Genomic DNA, 22310 nt, shown 5'->3' with positions numbered 1-22310 from the left:
CGTCGCGCCGGCCGCCCGCCCGCTTCGGAGGAGCGGCCCGTGCGAATCATCGCGCCTGTCGTCCAGCCTGATTCCATGGCTTTCGAGACGTGTTTTTGCGCTGCACGAACCATCCACCAGTCCGGGCGCCCCTGGGAATCGCCAAGCAAATTGACGAGAGCGCATAGCTGGCGCGGGATGATTCTAGCTCATGGGGGACGCATCTCTTGATCCGGCGCTTGCGGCTTGCGAGCGTGTCGGGCATATCGGGCGTCAACGGAGCTGTGGCCGAGTGGCTGAAGGCGGCGGTTTGCTAAACCGTTATAGGGTTGTAAAGCCCTATCGAGGGTTCGAATCCCTCCGGCTCCGCCATCCCGTGTTTATGCGGGTTTCTACATTTTACCCTGCCAAGAGGCGAGCCGCAGTTGGCGCGGTTGCCGCTGATAGAAGCGGTTTCCTCCGGCACAAAACCCGGCACAGTGCGTTTTCGGTTCGTTCGCGATAGGGTCCCCATCGATGTCCCCGCGCGTGATCCAGATGCCGCTGTCCGGCGGCGACCGGAAGCACTTTGCCCGCGAGCTGCGCCGGGTCGAAAGTCTGCACGCCGAATTTGTGAAAAGGGTCGATGCGGCCTACGCCGCAGCCAAAGACCAACTCCGCCTGGCGCATCGACTGGAATGCGAGGAATGGAACGCCCGGTTGTTTCTTGGCGGCGACGAAGCGCCGTCTCCCGCGCTCGCCGATGCGATCGATGCCGGCGCAACGCTCCTCAAGGTGAAGTGCAACGCCTGCCGAGCCACGCGTCGGGTCGACCTCACCCACGTCATCTGGCCGAGGAAGAATCAGGTGCACACGCTCCGGCCGAAGCTGTTCTGCGAACCCTGCAAGGTCACAACAGACCACAAGGTGCGACCGATGCCGGTCGGCCTGTTCGACCCGAATCCGGGGCCGGAGGCGACGGCGAAGGCGGTGCGCCGTCGAAATGGTCCCGGCGCTTCGAGGATCCTGTACCGATGCCTGACGGCAGCACGATTCGAACAATCGGAGAGGCCGCGGAGTATGCAACCTCACTTCCTCGAAAGACCGGCAACACGGAGCCGTGGCAACATGCCGCGCAGGAGCTGCAGCTAGCCGCCGAACACGGCGGCCCGTTCGTGTTCATGGCGAGGATCGGCTTCTATAAAGCCGTCTATGGAAGTACGCCGCCACCGATCGGCAATCCGGAAGGCAAAAAGGGCCATAGGTGGGGAAAGCGAAAACTGGCACGGGACCGTTAGCGTTTAATTCAGCAGCGCTTCCCGAAGATCGTTTAGAAGAGCGAGTTGAATCTCATTATCCTTCTGATGCTTCGCCACGTAGGTCAGTAGAGCTTCCGACATCTGGCCTCGTTCAAGAGCGCCATTTTCTTGAAGGCAATGGACTAGGACCGATCGACATTCATTGCAGCCACGTCATGGCTGCGGCGAGGTGGACGAATCCAGTGAAGTGAACAGTGCGTCTGTCGTAACGGGTAGCGAAACGGCGGAAGTGCTTGAGGCGGTTGAAGCAGCGCTCGATGCGATTGCGGCATTTATAGAGGCCGGCGTCGTGCGGGATGATGATTTTGCGCGTCCTGTTTGACGGGATCACCGCTTCGGCTCCGATGCCAGCGATGAGAGCACGCAAGGCATTGCTGTCATAAGCCTTGTCGGCGAGCACGGCGTCGCCGGTCTGGCCTTCGAGCAGCGCCGCGGCTTGAGTGACGTCTCCGACCTGCCCGGCGGTCACGATGAGGCGCAAGGGTCGGCCCAGCGCATCCGCAAGCATGTGGACCTTGGTGGTCAATCCGCCTCGGGAACGCCCCAGCGCCTGATCCTTGGCCCCCCTTTTCCGGTGGCGGCCTGCTGATGGGCGCGAACGATGGTGCTGTCGAGCATCAGATATTGGTTGTCGCGGTCGGCTGTCAGGGCGGCAAATACGCGCTCCCACACGCCGGCATGGCACCAGCGGCTGAAACGCCGATGCACAGATTTCCAGCGGCCATAGCGCTCCGGCAGGTCACACCAGTGCGCGCCGGATCGTAATACCCACAAATAGCCGTTCACGAACAGTCGATTATCCGCTCCCGTCCGACCCGGATCGCCAGCCTTGCCTGGCAGCAGCGGCGCAATCTTCGCCCATTGCCTGTCGCTCAGCTCGTACCGCTTGATCCCCATCGTCGAAGCTCCGTGCAGAATCACGGAGCCCTATGAATCAGCGATCAGCCCGATGGGGAATCATGAATGTCGATCGATCCTAGCATCTGAAATGCCGCAGTCGTCGCGGCCATATGCGCCGCGATGACTTCTTGATCGCCGGTGAGATTCTTTGTCATGATGGCCATCCCCTGCCCGCGAAAGGTTAGCGCGCCGCGCCAGAAATAGAAAACCCCGCCGGAGCGGGGTTGAAGGCTAGGCTGCCTGGGCATGGGGGATGTGATGGTCCAGAGCGAGGAAATTGGTCGCATCCTTTGCAACCGGCGGCAGCCTAGCGGGTTCCCAAATGGGTGAACGATCAAAGTCTCCAGAGACAGACGAAGACGCCGCAAAGCTCACCTTGAATGAGCTTAATGAATGGATCAGCCGCGCTGAGCTTCGTGCAAGCCATTTAAGTCTGTCAGCTTCGCTCAAGAAGTCTGCAATGAAACGGCTCGTCTGGCTCGAATCTCAGCGTGAGACGCTGCATGGCGTCCCGGCTCCTAAACGTGGACGCTTTTGAACTTAGGACACTCTCCAATTCAACTTAGGACACTGAGGGTCAAATACGGACAGTACCGGACGGCGGTGAGTGGCCTACTTCGGAGTACCCGATGTTGTTCCTAAATGGAACACGGCATGGTAGTCCGGATGACATTCCATCTGGAGGACGAGTACCATGAGTGTCAAAACAGGCTGGATTATCGGAGGCGCGATCGTCGCGCTGCTGGTCATTCTTTCCTACGTCGACACCGGGAACGGCCAGCATCCGGCGAATATCCCAACGCAGACACAGCCGCAGTGATGAACTGTGTGCGGCTATTCCATCACTAAGCCGACCCCCAACAGCGCCAAGGCCAGCAGAAACAGCCATGGCGCGAATTCGTCGGTGCGATCGCAGAGGAACAGCCACATCGCCAGCAGGCACGTCAGGATGCCAAATAGCTGGAGGACGGGGGCCAGCGCGGTCATGCCGGCCACCTGAACGCGATGGCGCCGGCGACGGATCGTGGTCGTTCCCTCACCCGATGGCCATCGTTGCCCGACGTGTCCATGCCAACGCCCGCGCGCCCATATGACGAGCGCCCCGACATGCGGGCCATGAGCCCAAAACCGTGCTGCTACACGCTGCAAGTGGTCGCCAGCACAATCAAGGGGTTACGAGCTATTACCAATAACTCCGAGCAGCACGGGAGCGGCACGGACCTTCGTGTTTCGTTCTGATTCGCGGACATGAAAAAGGGCGATGCCGAACCGATTGCACCGCCCCCACTTGCAGAGGATTGCCCGTCGAACCGTAGCCGGCGGCAGTAGGATCGGCCTATCCTGTCACTCAGTAAGTTGTGCGCCGGGAACACCCCTGCCCCTCGGACCGTTGATCTCGGCCCGTGTGCTTGCACCGATCCTCCGGAGGAGAGACCATGAAGTTTAAATTCGCACTTATTGGATTGGCTGCGCTCGGCAGCCTTGCCGTGGCGGGAAGCGCATCAGCAATGCCGCTCGCACCAGTTTCAACAACTTCAAACGTAGAGAATATTGCGGTGGTCTGCGGCCCGCATGGTTGTATTCGCACGGCGCCCGTTTATCGACCGTACGGCTACGGATATCGGTATGGATATCGTGGCTATGGCTATCGCGGCTATTACGGTGCCCGCCGCTATGGTCACGTGCACAGAGGTTATGGATATCGTGGCGGTTATCGCCGTTGGTAGATGTTCAGCGACAAGCGAAGCCCGCCGGCGTGACCCGGCGGGCCTTTCACAGGGCTCAAGCCATATCCGCACCTCATCCCGGTCGACGCGGGGTGCCAAGGCCGCGTGCTGCCGGTCCGACAAGATTGATCAGGCGGCGGTTCGCACCGGAGCGGCGAGAATCGACGTGCCTTCCGTCGCTGTTGCGGATGGTGGTGTAGCGGTCGAATGTCTCATAGCGCTGCCGATGGGCTTCGGTGACCGAGCTGCCGCCGGCCTCATGATCCATGCCGTCGCTGTTGCCCGGGACGCCATCGACGGTCCAGCCCAAGCTGGGTTCACCGTCCACGTCGGGCTCGCGGCCGTCGTGCTCGGCGCCTTCGTCTTCACAAACATCCTCACCCATCAGCGCAAGCCATCGCCAAGCTGTTGGGACAGTCGGACAGCGGCCCCAAAGCTGTAGCGGCTGGAGTTGCGCGCAGCCTGCCTTCCGACGTAAAAAGCCCCGACAATGCCGAAAAGGACCACTATGTCATCCCATCCAACCGACTTCCAAGGTTCCGTCATCGACGCGCTGCGCGAGACCATCGAGCAACAGATTCAAAATTCACAGGCCATAGTCAGCGGCGGCGGGGGACATTTCAATATCGACGTGACGTCACCCGTGTTTGCCGGCATGAGCACGCTCGAGCGCCAGCGGTTGGTATACAGCGCAATCGCTCACTTAATGCGGGGTGACATGCCCCCGGTGCACGCCGTCGACAGTTTGAAAACTCGAACGCCTGCTGGGTCTTGAGCCGGATTTAGCGGCCTTGAGAACCCCGCTGGCTGCTCGGATCTCGGGGGCGCCGATCATCTCGCCTGCCAGGATGCAGCGCTCCAGCGTCTCCCGCGATCGCCGATCGCGCGCATCGCGCCGCTCTGCCGCAGAGCTAAATCCGCATAAAACGAAGCCGCCGAGCCGGAATATGATCGGCCGACGGCTTCGCCAGGGTGAACCCGGACCTAGGGCAATGTCCGGCGTCGTGAAGCTAACGCATCCGCTCGCAAGGGCAACGCAACTCGCTTATTAAGCTTGATGTCGCCGCCGAACGTTAAAGCTGGAACCGGAGGCGATAGTTCTCGCCGTTCATCTCTTTCGCGTTTTCGAGCGAAGTGGAATCCGGTTCGCGTGCGAAAACGCGTTAAATCAAGGACCTGGAATCTTTCACCGTTTCCATGACAAGGTGAAAGACTCCAGGTTATGGACGTGATGGATCAGGCGGTCGAGCAGCGTACCTGTCAGCCGCTCCGATCCGAAGACGCTTGTGCGTTCCATGATTGGCCGGTCTTATGGCGAGAACCAACCACGTCGCTCGAAGCTGTGACCGCCGCGATCAGGCATTGAGATCGAAGCGGTCGGCATTCATCACCTTGGCCCACGCAGCCACGAAGTCCTTGGCGAACTTCTCCCTGGAATCGCTGCAGGCATAGACTTCGGCCAGGGCGCGAAGCTGCGAGTGCGACCCGAAAATCAGATCGACGCGGGTGGCGGTCCACTTCGGCTGTCCGGTCTTGCGATCGCGACCCTCGTAGAGGTTGTCGCCGGTCGGCTGCCATTCGGTGTCCATCGTCAGCAGGTTGACGAAGAAATCATTCGTCAGCTTGCCGACCTGCTGGGTGAAGACGCCATGCCTGGAATCGCCGGCATTGGCGCCGAGCACGCGCAGGCCGCCGATCAGCACCGTCAGTTCGGGCGCCGTCAGGTTGAGGAGTTCCGCGCGGTCAACCATGGACTCTTCCGGACCCATGAATTGATGCTTCTTGCTGTTGGTGAAGTTGCGGAACGCATCAGCACGCGGCTCGAGCGGCGCGAACGATTCCACGTCGGTCTGCTCCTGCGTCGCGTCCATGCGGCCCGGCGTGAACGGCACCTTGACGTCGACGCCGCCGTCCTTGGCGGCCTTCTCCACCGCTGCCGCGCCGGCCAGCACGATCAGGTCGGCGAGCGAGATCTTCTTGCCGCCGCCGGCCGCATTGTTGAACTCCTTCTGGATCGCTTCCAGCTTGGCCAGCACGGTGGCGAGCTGCTGCGGCTGGTTGACCTCCCAATCCTTTTGCGGAGCGAGCCGGATGCGGGCGCCGTTGGCGCCGCCGCGCTTGTCGGAGCCGCGGAACGTGGAGGCCGAGGCCCACGCCGTCGAGACCAGTTGCGGCACCGTCAGGCCGGACGCGAGAACCTTCGCCTTCAGGTCCGCGGCGTCCCTGTCGTCGACCAGCTTGTGATCGACCTCCGGAATCGGGTCCTGCCAGATCAGCACTTCGCTCGGCACCATCGCGCCGAGGTAGCGCTGGCGCGGTCCCATATCGCGATGGGTGAGCTTGAACCAGGCGCGCGCGAAGGCATCGGCGAACTGGTCCGGGTTGTCGTGAAAATGCTTCGATATCTTTCCGTAGATCGGATCGAACCGCAGCGACAGGTCGGTGGTCAGCATGGTCGGCACGTGCATCTTCGACTTGTCGTGGGCGTCCGGCGTGATCGCGGGCGCGTTCTTCGCCCGCCACTGGTGGGCACCTGCCGGGCTCTTTTCCAGTTCCCATTCGAACTTGAACAGCGTGTCGAAGAAGTTGTTGTCCCACTTCGTCGGCGTCTGGGTCCAGGTCACTTCGAGGCCGCTGCCGATGGCGTCACCGCCCTTGCCGGTGCCGTACTTGCTCTTCCAGCCGAGGCCCTGATCCTCGATCGCGGCAGCATCCGGCGCAGGACCGACCAGCGCGGCGTCGCCGGCGCCGTGGGTTTTGCCGAAAGTGTGACCGCCGGCGATCAGCGCCACGGTTTCCTCGTCGTTCATCGCCATGCGGAAGAACGTCTCGCGGATGTCCTTGGCCGCCGCGATCGGGTCCGGGTTGCCGTTCGGACCTTCCGGATTGACGTAGATCAGGCCCATCTGCACGGCCGCGAGCGGCTCCGCGAGTTCACGCTCGCCGCTGTAACGCTCGTCGCCAAGCCATGAGCCTTCCGGGCCCCAGAACAATTCCCGCGGCTCCCATTCGTCGGCGCGGCCGCCAGCATAACCGAAGGTCTTGAAGCCCATCGATTCCAGCGCGGCGTTGCCGGCGAGCACATAGAGATCGGCCCAGGAAATCTTGCGGCCGTATTTCTGCTTGATCGGCCACAACAGGCGACGCGCCCGGTCGAGCAGCACGTTGTCCGGCCAGGAGTTCAGCGGCGCAAAGCGCTGTTGACCACCGCCGGCGCCGCCGCGACCGTCGGTGATGCGATAGGTGCCGGCGCTGTGCCACGCCATGCGGACCATCAGGCCGCCATAGTGGCCGAAGTCAGCGGGCCACCAGTCCTGCGAATCGGTCATCAGCGCCTTCAGGTCGGCCATGACGGCGTTGAGGTCGAGCGTCTTGAACTCCGCGGCATAATCGAACGCCTCGCCCATCGGATCGGACAGGTCCGAGTGGCCATGAAGAACCTGGAGGTCGAGCAGGTTCGGCCACCAGTCGCGATTGTTCAGTCTGCGTACGCCTCCGGTGAACGGGCAGTTGCCGGCACCCTTGTCGTTCGTCTTTGCGTCCATGATCAGTCTCCGATGCTGTGCTGTCGCGTCGTTGCCGAATGGCCGCTACGGCGAATTCCAGTGGCGGATCGTCCGAGACCCAGTGGCGGATCGTCCGAGACAAAGGCAGCCCGGAGTCACTTGTCTTCAGGACGGACCGGTAACCGGCGGTCTACGGATTTGGACCAGACAAGGCCGCAGTCCTTCTGCAACGCGAGGATGGAGCAAGTCTGGAAGATATCGACGATCAGGTCCAGTCGAATTGCCTTTGTATCACGATAAGACTATCTTATCGGTGATGGTCACGCTCAAACAGCTTCGCTACCTCGCTGCGCTCGCGCGTCACGGCCATTTTGGACGCGCCGCGGACGCCTGCGCCGTCACTCAACCGGCGCTGTCGATGCAGATTCGCGAGCTCGAGCAATTTCTCGGAGTCACTCTGGTGGAGCGGCGGCCGGGTGAAGTGATGCTCACGGAAATCGGCCGGGAGATTTCACGCCGCGCCGAAGACGTGCTGGCCTCGGCACGCGATCTCGTCGATTTCGCCCGCCACCGCGCCAAGCCGCTGACGGGGCGGCTGACCCTCGGCATCATCCCGTCGCTCGCGCCTTACCTGCTGCCGCGGATGCTGCCGGCGCTGCAATCGCAGTTTCCAGACTTGCAGCTTGAATTGCGCGAGACGCAGACCCGCCAGCTGGTCGAGGAGGTCAAGAGCGGCGCGCTCGACGCCGCGATGCTGGCGCTGCCGCTGGGCGAGCCCGATATCGACACCATGACGCTGTTCGACGATCTCTTCCTGCTGGCGGTGCCGGCGAGCGATCCGCGGTCCGCCAAACGTCGCGTGGCAGCGCGTGATATCGATCAGTCGCGTCTGATTCTGCTCGAGGACGGCCACTGTCTGCGCGATCAGGCTCTGGCGTTTTGCGCCACGATCCCGCGCGGACCGACGCCGGGTGCGACCGGCATGACGTTCGGCGCATCCAGCCTCGCCACCGTGATGCAGATGGTCGCCGCCGGCTACGGCGTGACGCTGATCCCGCAGATCGCAGCCGATGTCGAGGCGCGCGGCCAGCGCGTCAAAATCCTGCGGCTCGAAGACCCGCAGCCCGGCCGCAGCATCGGACTGGCGTTCCGCAGGACGTCGCCGCGCAAGGCCGATTTCGCGGCGCTGGGCGAGGTGGTGAAGGGTTGCACGACGTCATAGAAAAAACGAGGGCGCCGGCTACGCTGGTGCCAGTGGTCTCGATCCCTGTCTCCTGAAGACTCTTGCCGACCCCCAACCAGCGCGCTCCATGCCGAAGGGATGTCCCGTTTCAAGGTTTATGATACATAGTAGCCCACTCTGACACGAACTTCGAAAGCCAAGGGGCGCTGGCAACCAAATCCAGTGCCGCTACTCAATCTGAAGTTCATTTGCGGGCTCGCGACCACCGGTGCAGGACTCTCAAATCGGCGGAACCAGACGCCTGATCATCGATCACGTCGGCCATCGCGGCGACGGCGTCGCGCTGACCGAAGCGGGCAGCGTGTTTGTGCCCTATACGCTCGGCGGAGAAACCGTGGAAGTCGAGCCGCTAGCTGGGCGTTGCGACCGCCTGCGTCTTCTCCACGTAGAGATCGCGAGTCCGGACCGGATCGCGCCGTTCTGCCTACATTTCGGCGCTTGCGGCGGCTGCGCCGTCCAGCACTGGCAGACGGAGAACTACCGCGCCTGGAAGCGGCAGATCATCATCGACACGCTGGCGCAAGCTCGCATCGACTGTACGGTGAACGAACTGATCGATGCACACGGCGCGGGACGACGGCGGATCACGCTGCACGCCCGGCGCGACGAGGATGGCAGGCTGCGCGTGGGCTTCGCCGCTCCGAACAGTCACGCCATCGTGCCGATTGCCGCCTGCCCGATCCTCGATCCCGCCCTGCTCGGCGCGCTCGACGCGGCGCGTGAACTCGCGGACGTGCTCAAACCCGCGAACAAGCCGCTCGACATTCAGGTGACCGCCGCCGGCAATGGTCTCGACATCGATATCCGTGGCTCCGGCCCGCTGCCCGCCGCGTTGATCGCGACATTGTCGCGTGTCGCCGAAGCACACCGGTTGGCGCGACTCACGCGTCATGGAGAACTAATCCTGATGCGCGTTCCGCCGGTTATCGCAATCGGGACGGCTCGCGTCCCGCTTCCGCCGGGCTCGTTTCTTCAGGCGACGGTCGCGGGCGAGGAGACGCTGGCGGCGCTGGTCGCCTCGCATTGCGGTAAGGCCAAACATATCGGCGACCTGTTCTGCGGCGTCGGACCTTTCGCGTTGCGCCTTGCGGCCAAAGCGCGAATCTCGGCCTTCGATAGCGACGATACGGCGGTGACAGCCTTGCGAAAGGCCGCGGCCGCCACGCCCGGACTGAAGCCGGTCAGCGCCGAGCCGCGCGACCTGTTTCGGCGACCGCTGGTGGCGCAGGAATTGCGTGACATCGACGTCGTGGTGTTCGATCCGCCGCGACAGGGCGCAGAAGCGCAAAGCAAACAACTCGCCGCCAGCAAGCTTGCCGTCATCGTCGCGGTTTCCTGCAACGTTGCAACCTTCGCACGCGATGCAAAGATCCTGATCGATGGCGGCTACCATCTCGAATCCGTGACCCCTGTCGACCAATTTCGGTACTCGCCGCATGTAGAACTGGTCGCCAAGTTTTCACGCCGGCGGTGATCACGGCCTACATCCCATCGAAGTCCAACCGCGCAAAAGCCGATTGAACATGACCGCATCCTCTCTCGCCAACGGCATAAGATCGAAAACACGTTCGGCAGGCTGAAGGACTGGCGGCGCATCCACGCCCGTTACGATCGATGCGCTCCCACTTTCTTCTCGGCTCGTGGCGCGAACCTCGTAGTGGTTCATCGCCTCGTCGATATTCGCGATGAAGGTGTCGGCGATCACAGACTGTCGATGATGATCACTTCTTCGCATGATCGATCTTCGTCCCGTCGATCCAGTTAAGCCAGATCGGCGGTGGTGTTGTTCGCCACACGAAGCTGAGGCTGCAGAATGCAGGCCTCCTAAGCATTGAAGTATGCGGGATCGGTCTTTCTCAATAGAAGACCGCCCTCGATTACTCAGTTAACCCCCGCTGTTCGGCTGCTATCGCGCCCCGGTTCTGTTCCGGGCTAGCCGTTGATGCAGGCCGGATTTCTGCTGGGATCGCCACCCTGTCTTTTTGTTTTCATTCGTTGCGACATCGCTTGCGGGGTTTCACACAACGGATGGAAATCGCAGGCTATTCAGGGCTATAGGCTATAAACCGAATAATCCGCCATCGCCCGTCGCCCTCTTTTCGAAAGACATCGAGGCCCGTCTCCCTGCTGATCAGATCGCCGGGATTTATCTTCAGGGTCCAGTTCAGACGGACAACCGCGATGGTTCTGTCCACGATGATCTCTTTGACGTCGAGGTCATAGCGGAATGTCCTGTGGGGATCATCGAGCGCCTTGCTGATCGTTGCGCAACGCGTTTCGTAACCAGCGCTACCCTGGCCCTGGACGTCAGAAACCAGTGACTTCGAGAACAGGTCGCAGGCTCCGAACTTGTCTCCACTATTGAAGCTCGCCGTCCATTGTTGCAGGCGCGTTCTGATATCAGTCGCGTCATCCGCGATCGCAACCGCACAGTAAAACTGTAGTGCGAAAATTGAGCAGAGAAGATTGAGCCAGATCTTGGCGCTTGTCGTCATGGCGACCCTGCGCATGAAATCGTCACGATAGGGCCGAACGTCTGAACCGCCCCACTATAGCGTTTTCGAACGAAGCATGTCCTCGGGCTTGACCCGAGGCTGGAATCCGGTGCGCGTGAAGAAAACGCGTCAACGCTAGAAGGGAATATCGTCATCCATATCGCTGCGGCGGACACCAGCTGCAACGGCGCGGCGCGGGCCGCCGGATGAGCCTCCCGATCCGAAATCGCCTCCGGAATCGTCCGATCCAAAATTCCCCCCGCCTCCGCCGCTATTGCGGCCATCGAGCATCGTCAGCGCCGAGTTGAAATTTTGCAGCACGACTTCGGTGGAGTATTTTTCGACCCCGCTCTGATCCGTCCATTTGCGGGTCTGCAACTGGCCCTCGATATAAACCTTCGAGCCTTTTTTCAGGTACTGCTCAGCGATCTTGCACAGGCCCTCGTTGAATATCACAACCCGATGCCACTCGGTTTTTTCCTTGCGCTCGCCACTGGTCCTGTCGCGCCAGCTTTCAGACGTGGCGATTCGCAAGTTGGCGATCGGCCGCCCGTCTTGGGTCCGCTTGATTTCGGGATCAGCGCCGAGATTGCCGATCAGAATGACCTTGTTCACGCTACCCGCCATCGCCGTTCTCCAATCTCCACCCCGATTTGCCGATACGAATGGATGCCGCCGGTTAAACACCGGCACCGTCCCTCGCGGCAGCGGTCGCGACCCTACACTCCCGTCGTCTTGTGGAGACGGTCAATTCACCGGTTATCCACCGGCCGAATATAGAATGTTCCATCTTTGTTCTCAAGAGGGATGTCGCGAGGTCGCAAAAGCCGTAGGCGGGTTTCTGCGCCTGGGGAATTAGGATCAATTTGAGCCGAGTGTTGCTTTTGAGAGACGGCTTTTTTCAACGCCGGGGGATATACAGCATCCATGAAATTCAGCGCTCGCGTCCAAACAAAGTTTGAAATTCGGGGATTTGCAATGAACAAGCTACTGATCGGCGCCGTGGGTGCTCTCGCCATCGGCTTCGCCGCGGCGCCCGCCGCCGCAGCCGACCTCGCCCCGCACCACTATACGAAGGCCCCTCCTCCGATGGTGGCCGCGATCTTTGACTGGAGCGGTGTCTACGTCGGCGCGAACGGCGGCTGGGGATCGAGCCGGAACTGCTGGGACTATACCTTGCCCCCGGCTGGCTCCGAAGGTTGCCATGACGCAACCGGCGGCACGGTCGGTGGCCAGATCGGCTATCGCTGGCAGTCCAGCAACTGGGTGTTCGGCCTTGAAGCCCAGGGCAACTGGGCCGATCTGAACGGTCGCAATGCCAGCCTCATCAACCCTCTCGTCACCAACGACAGCCGCCTTGAGGCGTTTGGCCTGTTCACCGGCCAGATCGGCTACGCTTGGGATGCCACTTTGCTCTATGTGAAGGGTGGCGCCGCGGTGACGTCCAACCGCTATCGAAGCCTCGATACGGCTACCGGCGTTGCACTGACCGACAATGTCAACAACACCCGTTGGGGCGCCACGGTTGGTGTCGGCCTTGAATATGGCTTCGCACCGAACTGGTCGCTTGGCTTCGAGTACGATCACATCTTCATGGGCAGCAGCACCCACAACTTCATCAGCAACGGTGTGGATGTAAATGCTCCCGCCGGTACGGTGTACGGAACCGATAAAATCAGTCAGGACGTGGACCTTGTCACCGCTCGCATCAACTATCGCTGGGGTGGCCCGGCCGTTGCGCGGTACTGATCGCATCTGATCCGAACATCTCTCGGAACTACAAAAGGCCGGCTTTCTGCCGGCCTTTTTGTTGCTTGTGCTTGTTTGCTTGTGCCGGCCGCAACACCCGGGATAAATCTGCTGGAGCGTTTTCGATTTTGATGAAATTCGACCCGGATGATACTTCGCCTCTCCCCGTGGGGAGAGGTCGGAGCCGAAGGCTCCGGGTAAGGGGTCGAGCATTTCTGAAGGAGTAACCCTTCACCCCGACCCTCTCTCCGAATCAAAGTCGGATTTATCCTTTGACATCAAGGTTGGCCAACTCGGGTAAACCTCGAGTTGGATGGGAGGAAGCGCGCTTCGTTCGTGGCAGGTGTTTCCATCAAAATCGAAAAAAGTCTTTGTGCCCTCCTTCCTGGCTAAACAGGACCCATCGGATAGTTGAGGACGCCTTCGGCTAAGCGATTCGGGGCTGCCTCCGGTTGCAGAAACTCGTATTCTCTGGCGCGCCACCGCGCACACGGGTAAATCGCGCTTACCACCTCCTCCGCGACGAAATCGGTGATGATCGGCGTCATCCCTCTGGAAATCGTCCGCCGTTCTATCTACGTTCCTGCGATAACCGCAACATGGCGCTGGCCGGGAACTTCTATCCGGTGCGGCGCGCCCGAACGCGGCGCGGCTTTCGCGTCCGGAAAAGCCCGTTATGGACGAAGTCATCAAGGCCAAGCGGCAACAAGCAGTTTCCGCCACGCGCGCCATCACGATCCGCGGAGCCCGCGAACACAACCTGAAGAACGTCGATCTGGAAATCCCGCGCGACAAGCTGGTGGTGTTCACCGGCCTGTCCGGCTCCGGCAAGTCGTCGCTGGCATTCGATACCATCTATGCCGAGGGCCAGCGCCGCTATGTCGAATCGCTGTCGGCCTATGCGCGCCAGTTCCTGGAGATGATGCAGAAGCCGGATGTCGACCAAATCGACGGGCTGTCGCCGGCGATCTCCATCGAGCAAAAGACCACGTCGAAAAACCCGCGCTCGACCGTCGGCACCGTCACCGAGATTTACGACTACATGCGGCTGTTGTGGGCGCGCGTCGGCGTGCCCTATTCGCCCGCCACCGGCCTGCCGATCGAAAGCCAGACGGTGTCGCAGATGGTCGACCGCGTGCTGGCGCTGCCCGAAGGCACCCGGCTCTATCTGCTGGCGCCGGTGGTGCGCGGCCGCAAGGGCGAATACCGCAAGGAACTGGCGGAGTATCTCAAGAAGGGTTTTCAGCGCGTCAAGATCGACGGCGCGTTTCACGAACTCGCTGACGCCCCGGGGCTCGACAAGAAGTTTCCGCATGACATCGACGTGGTGGTCGATCGCATCGTGGTGCGGCCGGACATCGGCCAGCGGCTGGCGGAGAGTTTCGAGACCGCGCTGAAACTGACTGAGGGGCTCGCGGTGGTGGAGTTCGCGGATGCGCCTGCGCAAAGCGGCCCCCTCCCCAACCCTTCCGCGCATAGCCCGTCGAAGACGGGCGTAAACGCCCTTTCGCTGGGCGAGGGAGTCGCGCGTAGCGCGGCGGGAGGGAGCAAATCTGAAAGGAAAGTCGCCAAAATTCACGACAAAAGCGGGCCTGAACGCATCCTGTTCTCGGAAAAATTCGCCTGCCCGGTCTCCGGCTTCACCCTTCCCGAAATCGAACCGCGGTTGTTTTCATTCAACAACCCCTATGGCGCCTGCCCGAAATGCGGCGGCCTCGGCGTCGAGCAGCATGTCGATGAAGACCTCGTCATTCCGGACAAGGAGCTGACCCTGCGCAAGGGCGCGATCGCTCCGTGGGCGAAATCGTCGTCGCCGTATTACCTGCAGACGCTGACCGCGCTCGGAAAATTCTACAAGTTCACGCTGGATACCAAATGGAAGGACCTGCCGAAAAAGACCCAGGCCGCGCTTCTGCACGGTTCCGGCGATAACGAGATCAAGTTCTCGTATGAAGACGGGGTGCGCTCCTACGATACCAAAAAACCGTTCGAGGGCGTCATCACCAACATCGAGCGCCGCTTCCGCGAAACAGAAAGCGAGTGGGCGCGCGAGGAACTCGGCAAGTATTTTTCAGATGTTCCGTGCGACGCCTGCAAGGGTTATCGGCTGAAGACGGAGGCGTTATGCGTCAGGATCGGCGGCAAGCACATCGGAGAGATCAGCGAGTTGTCGGTGCGTCACGCCGGCGAATGGTTCGAGACCGTGCCGGACATGCTGTCGCCGCAGCAGAACGAGATCGCCGGCCGCGTGCTCAAAGAGATCCGCGAGCGGCTGTCGTTCCTGCTCGACGTCGGCCTCAATTATCTGACGCTGTCGCGTGCTTCCGGCACGCTGTCCGGCGGCGAGAGCCAGCGCATCCGCCTCGCCTCGCAGATCGGCTCCGGCCTCACCGGCGTGCTCTACGTGCTGGATGAGCCCTCCATCGGCCTGCACCAGCGCGACAACGCGCGCTTGCTCGACACCCTGAAGCGGCTGCGCGACCTCGGCAACACCGTGATCGTGGTCGAGCATGACGAGGACGCCATCCGTCTTGCCGATCATGTGCTCGACATCGGCCCCGGAGCCGGAATGCACGGCGGGCACATCGTGGCGCAGGGTACGCCGGCAGACATCATGAAGAATCCGAAGTCGCTGACCGGAAAATATCTGACCGGCGAACTGGCGGTCGACATACCGGAGCGGCGGCCGCCGAACCATCGCCGCACCATCAAGGTGGTGAACGCGCGCGGCAACAATCTGAAGAACGTCACCGCGGAAATTCCCCTCGGCCTGTTCACCTGCATCACCGGCGTCTCCGGCGGCGGCAAGTCGACATTGCTGATCGACACGCTCTACAGGGCGATCGCGCGCAAGCTCAACAACGCCAGCGAGGGCGCGGCGCCTCATGATCGCATCGAAGGGCTGGAGCACATCGACAAGATCATCGACATCGACCAGTCGCCGATCGGCCGCACGCCGCGCTCCAACCCCGCGACCTATACCGGCGCCTTCACGCCGATCCGCGAATGGTTCGCGGGGCTTCCCGAGGCGAAGGCGCGCGGTTATGCGCCGGGCCGCTTCTCGTTCAACGTCAAGGGCGGCCGCTGCGAGGCGTGTCAGGGCGACGGCGTCATCAAGATCGAGATGCACTTCCTGCCCGACGTTTACGTCACCTGCGACACCTGCAAGGGCAAGCGGTATAACCGCGAGACGCTGGAGGTGCTGTTCAAGGGCAAGTCGATCTCGGACGTGCTCGATATGACGGTCGAGGAAGCCGCCGAATTCTTCAAGGCGGTGCCGCGCGTGCGCGAAACCTTCAAGACGCTGCATCGCGTCGGTCTCGACTACATCCGTGTGGGACAGCAGGCCACCACGCTCTCAGGCGGCGAAGCGCAACGCGTCAAGCTTGCCAAGGAGCTGTCGAAACGCGCCACGGGACGCACACTCTATATTCTCGACGAACCCACCACGGGCCTGCACTTCCACGACGTCAAGAAGCTTTTGGAAGTGCTGCACGAACTGGTGGCGCAAGGAAACACCGTTGTCGTCATCGAGCACAATCTCGAAGTCATCAAGACCGCTGATTGGGTGATCGACCTCGGCCCCGAAGGTGGCGACGGCGGCGGCGAGATCGTCGCCTGGGGACCGCCGGAAGACATCGTGAAAGCACCGCGCAGCTATACCGGGCAGTTTCTGAAGCCGGTGCTGGAGAAAGCGGGAAAACCGAAGCGGCGGAATGCGAGCGAAGCGGCGGAATAACGCCAGTCGTGCCTGTCGGTTTAATCGGGTTGATCAGATCTTTTGACCGTCTGTTTTCCTCTGCCGGTGTCGTCTTTCGGATTCGCTGCGAGGAAGAGTAGAAAGACAGGAGGGCTGGATGAAAATTCCGTAACCTGCATTGCGGAACTTGCTTTGCATTGCCACGTTGGAATCCAAGGCTCGATACACCGGAATCACGATACGGAGTTGAAAATATGTTGAGTTTCAAACCAGTATTAGCCGCGGCTGTCATTGCGCTTGCAGTGCCGCTGGCCACGACTTCCCCCAGCTCCGCGCAAACAAAAGCTCAGTATTCTGGCGGTGGCGGCCACGTTGGTGGCGGCGGCGGGCATATGGGTCATGGTGGCGGAGGTGGTCACATGGGCATGCGACCGGGTGGTGGCGGTGGCGGCGGAAATTGGGCCGGTGGCGGCGGCCGACATTGGGCCGGTGGCGGCGGCTGGCATGGTGGGCACTGGCATGGCGGAGGTCATCGCTGGGGCGGCGGCTACTATGGCGGTGGTGGCTTCTTCCCGGGCTTCGTCGTAGGCTCAGCGATCGGCAGTGCGTTCGCAAGCCCCTATTACTATGATGACTACGGCTATGACGACGGTCCGGTCGCCGAGGTTGTTCCAAGCAACGCCGGCGACATCGCTTATTGCCAGCAGAGGTTCAAGTCATACGACGTCAGTTCGGGAACCTATCTTGGCTATGACGGTCTGCGTCACCCCTGCCCGTAATTCGGTCCCTGGCGCGCGGGATTCTTGACCCGCCGGTCTCTCAAATCAAGGAGCGGTGCCCTGCGCGCCGCTCCTTCTTTATTTCAGGCTCCTCATCACGGGAGCATGATCCCGAACAGCGAAACCGGTTTTCGGGAAAAGATCATGCTCAAACAAATCAAACAAACAAGATAAGCGACGAGTCTGATTCCGCGCAGTCGAACAGGCTCCGGCAACGCTCGTTGTGATTCGAGCCTGTTCACGCGAGTTCGGATAATCGAAAAAATCAGGCGGAAACCACCGCCAGAACGACGACGCCGCGCTCGCATCGGACGCCGGCCCGCCTCCCGCGGGAAAAGGGTCCCCGAGTCGCTGGAACGCAACCCCTCAGGATCAATAAATAGTTGTCCTTGTGAACAGCGTGAGAAGCTCGTCTCTGCAGGCCCTGTGGGGATTCTTTCGTTTGGGAATCCTTGAGGACTCACCGATACTTGACCTCGTCCAAGGCGAGTCCCCCCGTGGTTTTCCTCTCTTTCCACCATATTTAGTGTTTCATTGAGGAATGAATACTAATCCTTGACTGTGTGGAGAGGGTTGCCTTAGCTTTTGATCCGCTCGACGCGCATGTAACTGGGTCACGCCGAGCCTCCCTCAAGGGTTCCATTATGAACACTTCGTCGGCCGGTTGGCGACGGGGTCGTGGGGGTGTCTGCGTTGGCGACAAGACGTTTGGGGACGTCAAAAACGGGCCAAAAGGCTCAAATCGCAGTGTGGGGCGTTAGGGTATGATCGGCGGCGGAGCCAATTCTGTCCCCGTTCGTGCTCCAGAGGATCGACGGCCAGGAACGCGCGGCCGAACTGCGGACCAAAAAAGTCCGCGAATGGAAATCGCCGATGCCGCTTAAGCGGCGCGGACAGTGACGGGGCAAGGGACATGAGATTCGAACGGCGCTACACCAGGGACGGGCAGTCACCCTATGCGGAGATCAATTTCCGGCTGACGACGAGCGAGATCCGCAATCCGGACGGCTCGGTGGTGTTTCGCCTCGAGAACGTCGAGGTGCCTGAATTCTGGTCGCAGGTCGCCTCCGACGTGCTCGCGCAAAAGTATTTCCGCAAAGCGGGCGTTGCGGCACGTCTGAAGAAAATTGAGGAAGAGACGGTCCCCTCATGGCTGTGGCGTTCGGTGCCCGACACGGACGCGCTCGCCGCCCTGCCCGAGGCCGAACGCTTCGGCGGCGAAACGTCGTCCAAGCAGGTGTTCGATCGTCTTGCCGGCTGCTGGACCTATTGGGGCTGGAAAGGCGGCTACTTCAGTTCGGAAGATGACGCGCGCGCCTTCAATGACGAGCTGCGCTACATGCTGGCGCGCCAGATGGTCGCGCCGAACTCGCCGCAGTGGTTCAACACCGGCCTGCACTGGGCCTATGGCATCGACGGCCCCGGCCAGGGCCACTCCTACGTCGACTTCAAGACCGGCAAGATGACCAGGTCGAAGTCGGCCTACGAACATCCGCAGCCGCACGCCTGTTTCATCCAAGGCATCGAGGACGACCTCGTCAACGAGGGCGGCATCATGGACCTGTGGGTGCGCGAGGCGCGCCTGTTCAAATACGGCTCCGGCACCGGCTCCAACTTCTCGCGGCTGCGCGGGGAAGGCGAGCGCCTGTCCGGCGGCGGCCGTTCCTCGGGCCTGATGAGCTTCCTCAAGATCGGCGATCGTGCCGCGGGCGCGATCAAGAGCGGCGGCACCACGCGCCGCGCCGCCAAGATGGTTGTGGTCGATGCCGATCATCCGGATATCGAGCAGTACATCGACTGGAAGGTGAAGGAAGAGCAGAAGGTCGCCGCGCTCGTCACCGGCTCCAGGATCAACCAGAAGCACCTCAAGGCGGTGATGCGCGCCTGCGTCAACTGCGAAGGCTCGGGCGACGATTGCTTCGTGCCGGAGAAGAATCCGGCGCTGCGCCGGGAGATCAAGCTGGCGCGTCGCGCGCTGGTGCCGGACAACTACATCAAGCGCGTCATTCAATTCGCCAGGCAAGGCTACAAGGATATCGACTTCCCGGTCTACGACACCGACTGGGACAGCGAGGCCTATCTCACCGTTTCCGGCCAGAACTCAAACAACTCGGTGTCGCTGCGGGATGACTTCCTGCGCGCGGTCGAGACCGACGGCAACTGGAATCTGATCGGCCGCACCAACAAGAAGGTCACGAAGACTCTCAAGGCGCGCGACCTCTGGGAGAAGATCGGCTATGCGGCCTGGGCCTCGGCCGATCCCGGGCTGCACTTCAACACCACGATGAACGACTGGCACACCTGCAAGGCGTCCGGCGACATCCGCGCGTCGAACCCGTGCTCGGAATACATGTTCCTCGACGACACCGCCTGCAATCTGGCCTCCACCAATCTGTTGACGTTTTACGACGTTGCGACGAAGCGCTTCGATGTCGAGGCGTACGAGCATCTGTGCCGGCTCTGGACCGTGGTGCTGGAAATCTCTGTGCTGATGGCGCAGTTCCCGTCCAAGGCGATCGCGGAACTCTCTTACGAATTCCGTACGCTGGGCCTCGGCTTCGCCAACATCGGCGGCCTGTTGATGACCATGGGCCTGTCCTATGACTCGAAGGAAGGCCGCGCGCTGTGCGGTGCCTTGACCGCGATCATGACCGGCATCGCCTACAAGACCTCCGCCGAGATGGCCGGCGAACTCGGCGCCTTCCCCGGCCACAAGAAGAACGCAAGCCACATGCTGCGCGTGATTCGAAACCATCGCCGCGCCGCGCTCGGTCAGGCTTCCGGCTATGAGGCCCTCGCCGTCAACCCGGTGCCGCTCGACCATGCCTCCTGCCCGCAACCCGACCTCGTCGCCCACGCGACGAGAGCATGGGACGATGCGCTCGCGCTCGGCGAACAGCACGGCTATCGCAACGCGCAGGTCACTGTGGTGGCTCCGACCGGCACCATCGGCCTGGTGATGGACTGCGATACCACGGGTATCGAGCCCGACTTTGCGCTGGTGAAGTTCAAGAAGCTCGCCGGCGGCGGCTATTGGAAGATCATCAACCGCGCGGTGCCGGAAGGGTTGCGCGCGCTCGGCTATCGCGAGAGCGAGATCGCCGAGATCGAGGCCTATGCGGTCGGTCACGGCTCGTTGTCCAACGCGCCCGGCATCAACATCTCCACCCTGAAGGCCAAGGGTTTTACCGACGAGGCGATCGAGAAAGTGGAGAAGGCGCTGCCGACCGCATTCGACATCAAGTTCGCCTTCAACAAGTGGACCTTCGGCGAAGACTTCATCCGCGACACGCTCGGCATCGGCGCCGATGTGTTGGCGTCGCCGTCCTTCGACCTGCTCGCAGCGGTCGGCTTCACCAGGCGCGAGATCGAGGCCGCCAACGTGCACATCTGCGGCGCGATGACAGTGGAAGGCGCACCGCACCTCAAGGCCGAGCACTATCCGGTGTTCGATTGCGCCAATCCGTGCGGCAAGATCGGCAAGCGCTATCTGTCGGTGGAAAGCCACATTCGCATGATGGCGGCATCGCAGCCGTTCATCTCGGGCGCGATCTCGAAAACCATCAACATGCCGAACGACGCCACGGTGGAAGACTGCAAGTCCGCCTACCTGCTGTCCTGGAAGCTGGCGCTGAAGGCCAACGCGCTCTATCGCGACGGCTCGAAACTATCGCAGCCGCTCAACTCGCAACTCATCGCCGACGATGACGAAGACGACGATGCAATCGAGGCGCTGCTGGAAAAGCCGATGGCTGCGCGCGCGGCCGCCGTCTCCGAGAAGGTGGTGGAGCGGCTGGTCGAACGCATCATCGTGATGCGCGAGCGCGAGAAGATGCCGGATCGCCGCAAGGGCTACACCCAGAAAGCGGTCGTCGGCGGCCACAAGGTTTACCTGCGCACCGGCGAATACGATGACGGGCGCCTGGGCGAGATCTTCATCGACATGCACAAGGAAGGCGCGGCACTGCGCTCCTTCATCAACAACTTCGCCATTGCTGTTTCATTGGGCCTGCAATACGGCGTGCCGCTGGAGGAATATGTCGACGCCTTCACATTCACCCGTTTCGAACCCGCGGGTCCGGTGCAGGGCAACGACTCGATCAAATACGCGACCTCGATCCTCGATTATGTTTTCCGCGAACTCGCGGTGAGCTACATGTCGCGCTTCGACCTCGCCCACGTCGATCCCTCGGAATCCGGTTTCGACGCCATCGGCAAGGGCGTCGTGGAAGGCAAGGAGCCGGAAGGTCAGCCGCAGCAGGCCACCCGCTACGTCTCCAAGGGGCTGACCCGCTCGCGCACCGACAATCTCGTCGTCATGCGCGGCGGTGGCGAGGCGCGCGGATCGGCTCCCTCCTCCCTAGCCAGCGAAGGCGGCACACGTTCCTCTGCTCCCTCACCCCTTGCGGGAGAAGGTCGTGTCGGGTCCAAGGTGACCCCCCTTTCCTCCTCGCATGCGGGCGAGGCGACGGAAGGCGCAGTCGCGCTGAAGCAGGAGACCGAGCACGACCTCTCGCCGACCGAGCGACTGGAGCAGCAGCAAAGAAGCAAGGTTGCCGCGCATTCAACCGCGCCGACCAAGGCAGAACGCCGCGCAGAAGCGAAGGCGAGAGGCTATGAGGGCGAGATGTGCCCGGAGTGCGGCAACTTCACACTGGTACGCAACGGCACCTGCATGAAGTGTGATACGTGCGGGTCCACGACCGGATGTTCGTGAGCTGAAACGGATAACAGCAGTTGTGGGCAAAGCCTTACGGCATGCCCGCAAGTCCGATGGTAAAGTATTGACCAATCGGATCCGCGGGCGGCAGTGGTTGCCTTGATCTCATCATCGTACCAAGATCTCCGACGTTGCTCCCTCGGAGATTCAGGATGGTTTTGCCCCTCTTGAGACCGGCGGGATTTGCCCGAGCCAAAGTCCGACGAGGCTGACA

Annotated in this window: 15 protein-coding genes, 1 tRNA gene and 2 pseudogenes; 12 read left to right on the top strand and 6 right to left on the bottom strand. The window is 61.6% G+C overall.

Annotated features, from left to right (window positions below; all coding sequences use genetic code 11):
• Positions 1-257: 257 nt before the first annotated feature.
• Both BGO16_RS17850 and BGO16_RS17845 read left to right on the top strand, forming a co-directional pair.
• Positions 258-351, top strand: a tRNA-Ser gene (locus tag BGO16_RS17850).
• Positions 352-495: 144 nt separating this feature from the next.
• The gene (locus tag BGO16_RS17845) at positions 496-1110 is read left to right on the top strand and encodes a hypothetical protein (RefSeq protein ID WP_292620497.1); all 615 of its coding nucleotides are present in this window, start codon (positions 496-498) and stop codon (positions 1108-1110) included.
• Positions 1111-1416: 306 nt separating this feature from the next.
• On the opposite strand, the pseudogene BGO16_RS17840 reads toward BGO16_RS17845, so the two are convergent.
• Positions 1417-2174, bottom strand: a pseudogene (locus BGO16_RS17840) (IS5 family transposase).
• Between the two features lie 697 nt (positions 2175-2871).
• Here BGO16_RS17840 and BGO16_RS17835 point away from each other — a divergent pair.
• Positions 2872-2997: a hypothetical protein gene (locus tag BGO16_RS17835; protein ID WP_292618620.1), complete on the top strand. Its 126-nt coding sequence runs from the start codon at positions 2872-2874 to the stop codon at positions 2995-2997.
• 14 nt (positions 2998-3011) lie between these two features.
• Here BGO16_RS17835 and BGO16_RS17830 read toward each other — a convergent pair whose 3' ends face one another.
• Entirely contained in the window at positions 3012-3164 is a 153-nt protein-coding gene (locus BGO16_RS17830; RefSeq protein ID WP_292620496.1) for a hypothetical protein, read from the bottom strand.
• 449 nt (positions 3165-3613) lie between these two features.
• Here BGO16_RS17830 and BGO16_RS17825 point away from each other — a divergent pair, with 449 nt between their 5' ends.
• Positions 3614-3904: a hypothetical protein gene (locus BGO16_RS17825; protein WP_292620495.1), complete on the top strand. Its 291-nt coding sequence runs from the start codon at positions 3614-3616 to the stop codon at positions 3902-3904.
• Positions 3905-3977: 73 nt separating this feature from the next.
• On the opposite strand, the gene BGO16_RS17820 is transcribed toward BGO16_RS17825, so the two are convergent.
• Positions 3978-4289 carry a hypothetical protein gene (locus BGO16_RS17820; protein ID WP_292620494.1) on the bottom strand — a complete coding sequence of 104 codons (312 nt, stop codon included), beginning with the start codon at positions 4287-4289 and terminating at the stop codon, positions 3978-3980.
• 123 nt (positions 4290-4412) lie between these two features.
• Here BGO16_RS17820 and BGO16_RS17815 point away from each other — a divergent pair, with 123 nt between their 5' ends.
• Positions 4413-4679, top strand: coding sequence for a BolA family protein (locus BGO16_RS17815; RefSeq protein WP_292620493.1), 267 nt, complete (start codon positions 4413-4415; stop codon positions 4677-4679).
• 580 nt (positions 4680-5259) lie between these two features.
• On the opposite strand, the gene katG is transcribed toward BGO16_RS17815, so the two are convergent.
• Complete coding sequence (gene katG, locus BGO16_RS17810; RefSeq protein ID WP_292620492.1) at positions 5260-7449, bottom strand: catalase/peroxidase HPI; 2190 nt, start codon at positions 7447-7449, stop codon at positions 5260-5262.
• A 277-nt stretch (positions 7450-7726) separates the two neighbouring features.
• Between katG and BGO16_RS17805 the strand changes: the two genes are divergently transcribed.
• From BGO16_RS17805 to BGO16_RS17795, 3 genes and pseudogenes are all read left to right on the top strand, one after another.
• Positions 7727-8632, top strand: coding sequence for a LysR substrate-binding domain-containing protein (locus BGO16_RS17805; RefSeq protein ID WP_292620491.1), 906 nt, complete (start codon positions 7727-7729; stop codon positions 8630-8632).
• A gap of 229 nt (positions 8633-8861) precedes the next feature.
• Positions 8862-10127: an RNA methyltransferase gene (locus tag BGO16_RS17800; protein ID WP_292620490.1), complete on the top strand. Its 1266-nt coding sequence runs from the start codon at positions 8862-8864 to the stop codon at positions 10125-10127.
• 36 nt (positions 10128-10163) lie between these two features.
• Positions 10164-10271, top strand: a pseudogene (locus BGO16_RS17795) (IS5/IS1182 family transposase); the annotation flags it as partial.
• A gap of 424 nt (positions 10272-10695) precedes the next feature.
• Here BGO16_RS17795 and BGO16_RS17790 read toward each other — a convergent pair.
• Positions 10696-11163, bottom strand: coding sequence for a DUF4440 domain-containing protein (locus tag BGO16_RS17790; protein ID WP_292620489.1), 468 nt, complete (start codon positions 11161-11163; stop codon positions 10696-10698).
• Positions 11164-11283: 120 nt separating this feature from the next.
• The gene (locus BGO16_RS17785) at positions 11284-11775 is read right to left on the bottom strand and encodes a single-stranded DNA-binding protein (protein ID WP_292620488.1); all 492 of its coding nucleotides are present in this window, start codon (positions 11773-11775) and stop codon (positions 11284-11286) included.
• Between the two features lie 351 nt (positions 11776-12126).
• On the opposite strand from BGO16_RS17785, the gene BGO16_RS17780 reads away from it, so the two are divergent.
• From BGO16_RS17780 to BGO16_RS17765, 4 genes are all read left to right on the top strand, one after another.
• Positions 12127-12897, top strand: coding sequence for an outer membrane beta-barrel protein (locus BGO16_RS17780; RefSeq protein ID WP_292620487.1), 771 nt, complete (start codon positions 12127-12129; stop codon positions 12895-12897).
• A 676-nt stretch (positions 12898-13573) separates the two neighbouring features.
• Positions 13574-16636, top strand: a complete 3063-nt coding sequence (gene uvrA / locus BGO16_RS17775; RefSeq protein ID WP_292620486.1) for an excinuclease ABC subunit UvrA — start codon at positions 13574-13576, stop codon at positions 16634-16636.
• A 380-nt stretch (positions 16637-17016) separates the two neighbouring features.
• A complete protein-coding gene (locus BGO16_RS17770; protein ID WP_363092391.1) occupies positions 17017-17376 on the top strand; it encodes a BA14K family protein in 360 nt (119 codons plus the stop codon).
• A 913-nt stretch (positions 17377-18289) separates the two neighbouring features.
• Positions 18290-22093: a vitamin B12-dependent ribonucleotide reductase gene (locus BGO16_RS17765; protein WP_292620484.1), complete on the top strand. Its 3804-nt coding sequence runs from the start codon at positions 18290-18292 to the stop codon at positions 22091-22093.
• Positions 22094-22310: the final 217 nt, after the last annotated feature.

Origin of the sequence: Nitrobacter sp. 62-23, assembly GCF_001897285.1 — a bacterium.
Lineage (GTDB): Bacteria > Pseudomonadota > Alphaproteobacteria > Rhizobiales > Xanthobacteraceae > Nitrobacter.
This window is presented reverse-complemented; position numbering and strand designations above follow the sequence as displayed.

Coding starts and splice junctions, on each gene's coding strand:
- BGO16_RS17785 (WP_292620488.1), bottom strand. CDS start 11,775: ATGGCGGGTAGCGTGAACAAGGTCATTCTGATCGGCAATCTCGGCGCT.
- BGO16_RS17765 (WP_292620484.1), top strand. CDS start 18,290: ATGAGATTCGAACGGCGCTACACCAGGGACGGGCAGTCACCCTATGCG.
- BGO16_RS17825 (WP_292620495.1), top strand. CDS start 3,614: ATGAAGTTTAAATTCGCACTTATTGGATTGGCTGCGCTCGGCAGCCTT.
- BGO16_RS17770 (WP_363092391.1), top strand. CDS start 17,017: ATGGGCATGCGACCGGGTGGTGGCGGTGGCGGCGGAAATTGGGCCGGT.
- BGO16_RS17805 (WP_292620491.1), top strand. CDS start 7,727: ATGGTCACGCTCAAACAGCTTCGCTACCTCGCTGCGCTCGCGCGTCAC.
- BGO16_RS17845 (WP_292620497.1), top strand. CDS start 496: ATGTCCCCGCGCGTGATCCAGATGCCGCTGTCCGGCGGCGACCGGAAG.
- BGO16_RS17820 (WP_292620494.1), bottom strand. CDS start 4,289: ATGGGTGAGGATGTTTGTGAAGACGAAGGCGCCGAGCACGACGGCCGC.
- BGO16_RS17830 (WP_292620496.1), bottom strand. CDS start 3,164: ATGACCGCGCTGGCCCCCGTCCTCCAGCTATTTGGCATCCTGACGTGC.
- uvrA (WP_292620486.1), top strand. CDS start 13,574: ATGGACGAAGTCATCAAGGCCAAGCGGCAACAAGCAGTTTCCGCCACG.
- BGO16_RS17780 (WP_292620487.1), top strand. CDS start 12,127: ATGAACAAGCTACTGATCGGCGCCGTGGGTGCTCTCGCCATCGGCTTC.
- katG (WP_292620492.1), bottom strand. CDS start 7,449: ATGGACGCAAAGACGAACGACAAGGGTGCCGGCAACTGCCCGTTCACC.
- BGO16_RS17790 (WP_292620489.1), bottom strand. CDS start 11,163: ATGCGCAGGGTCGCCATGACGACAAGCGCCAAGATCTGGCTCAATCTT.
- BGO16_RS17835 (WP_292618620.1), top strand. CDS start 2,872: ATGAGTGTCAAAACAGGCTGGATTATCGGAGGCGCGATCGTCGCGCTG.
- BGO16_RS17815 (WP_292620493.1), top strand. CDS start 4,413: ATGTCATCCCATCCAACCGACTTCCAAGGTTCCGTCATCGACGCGCTG.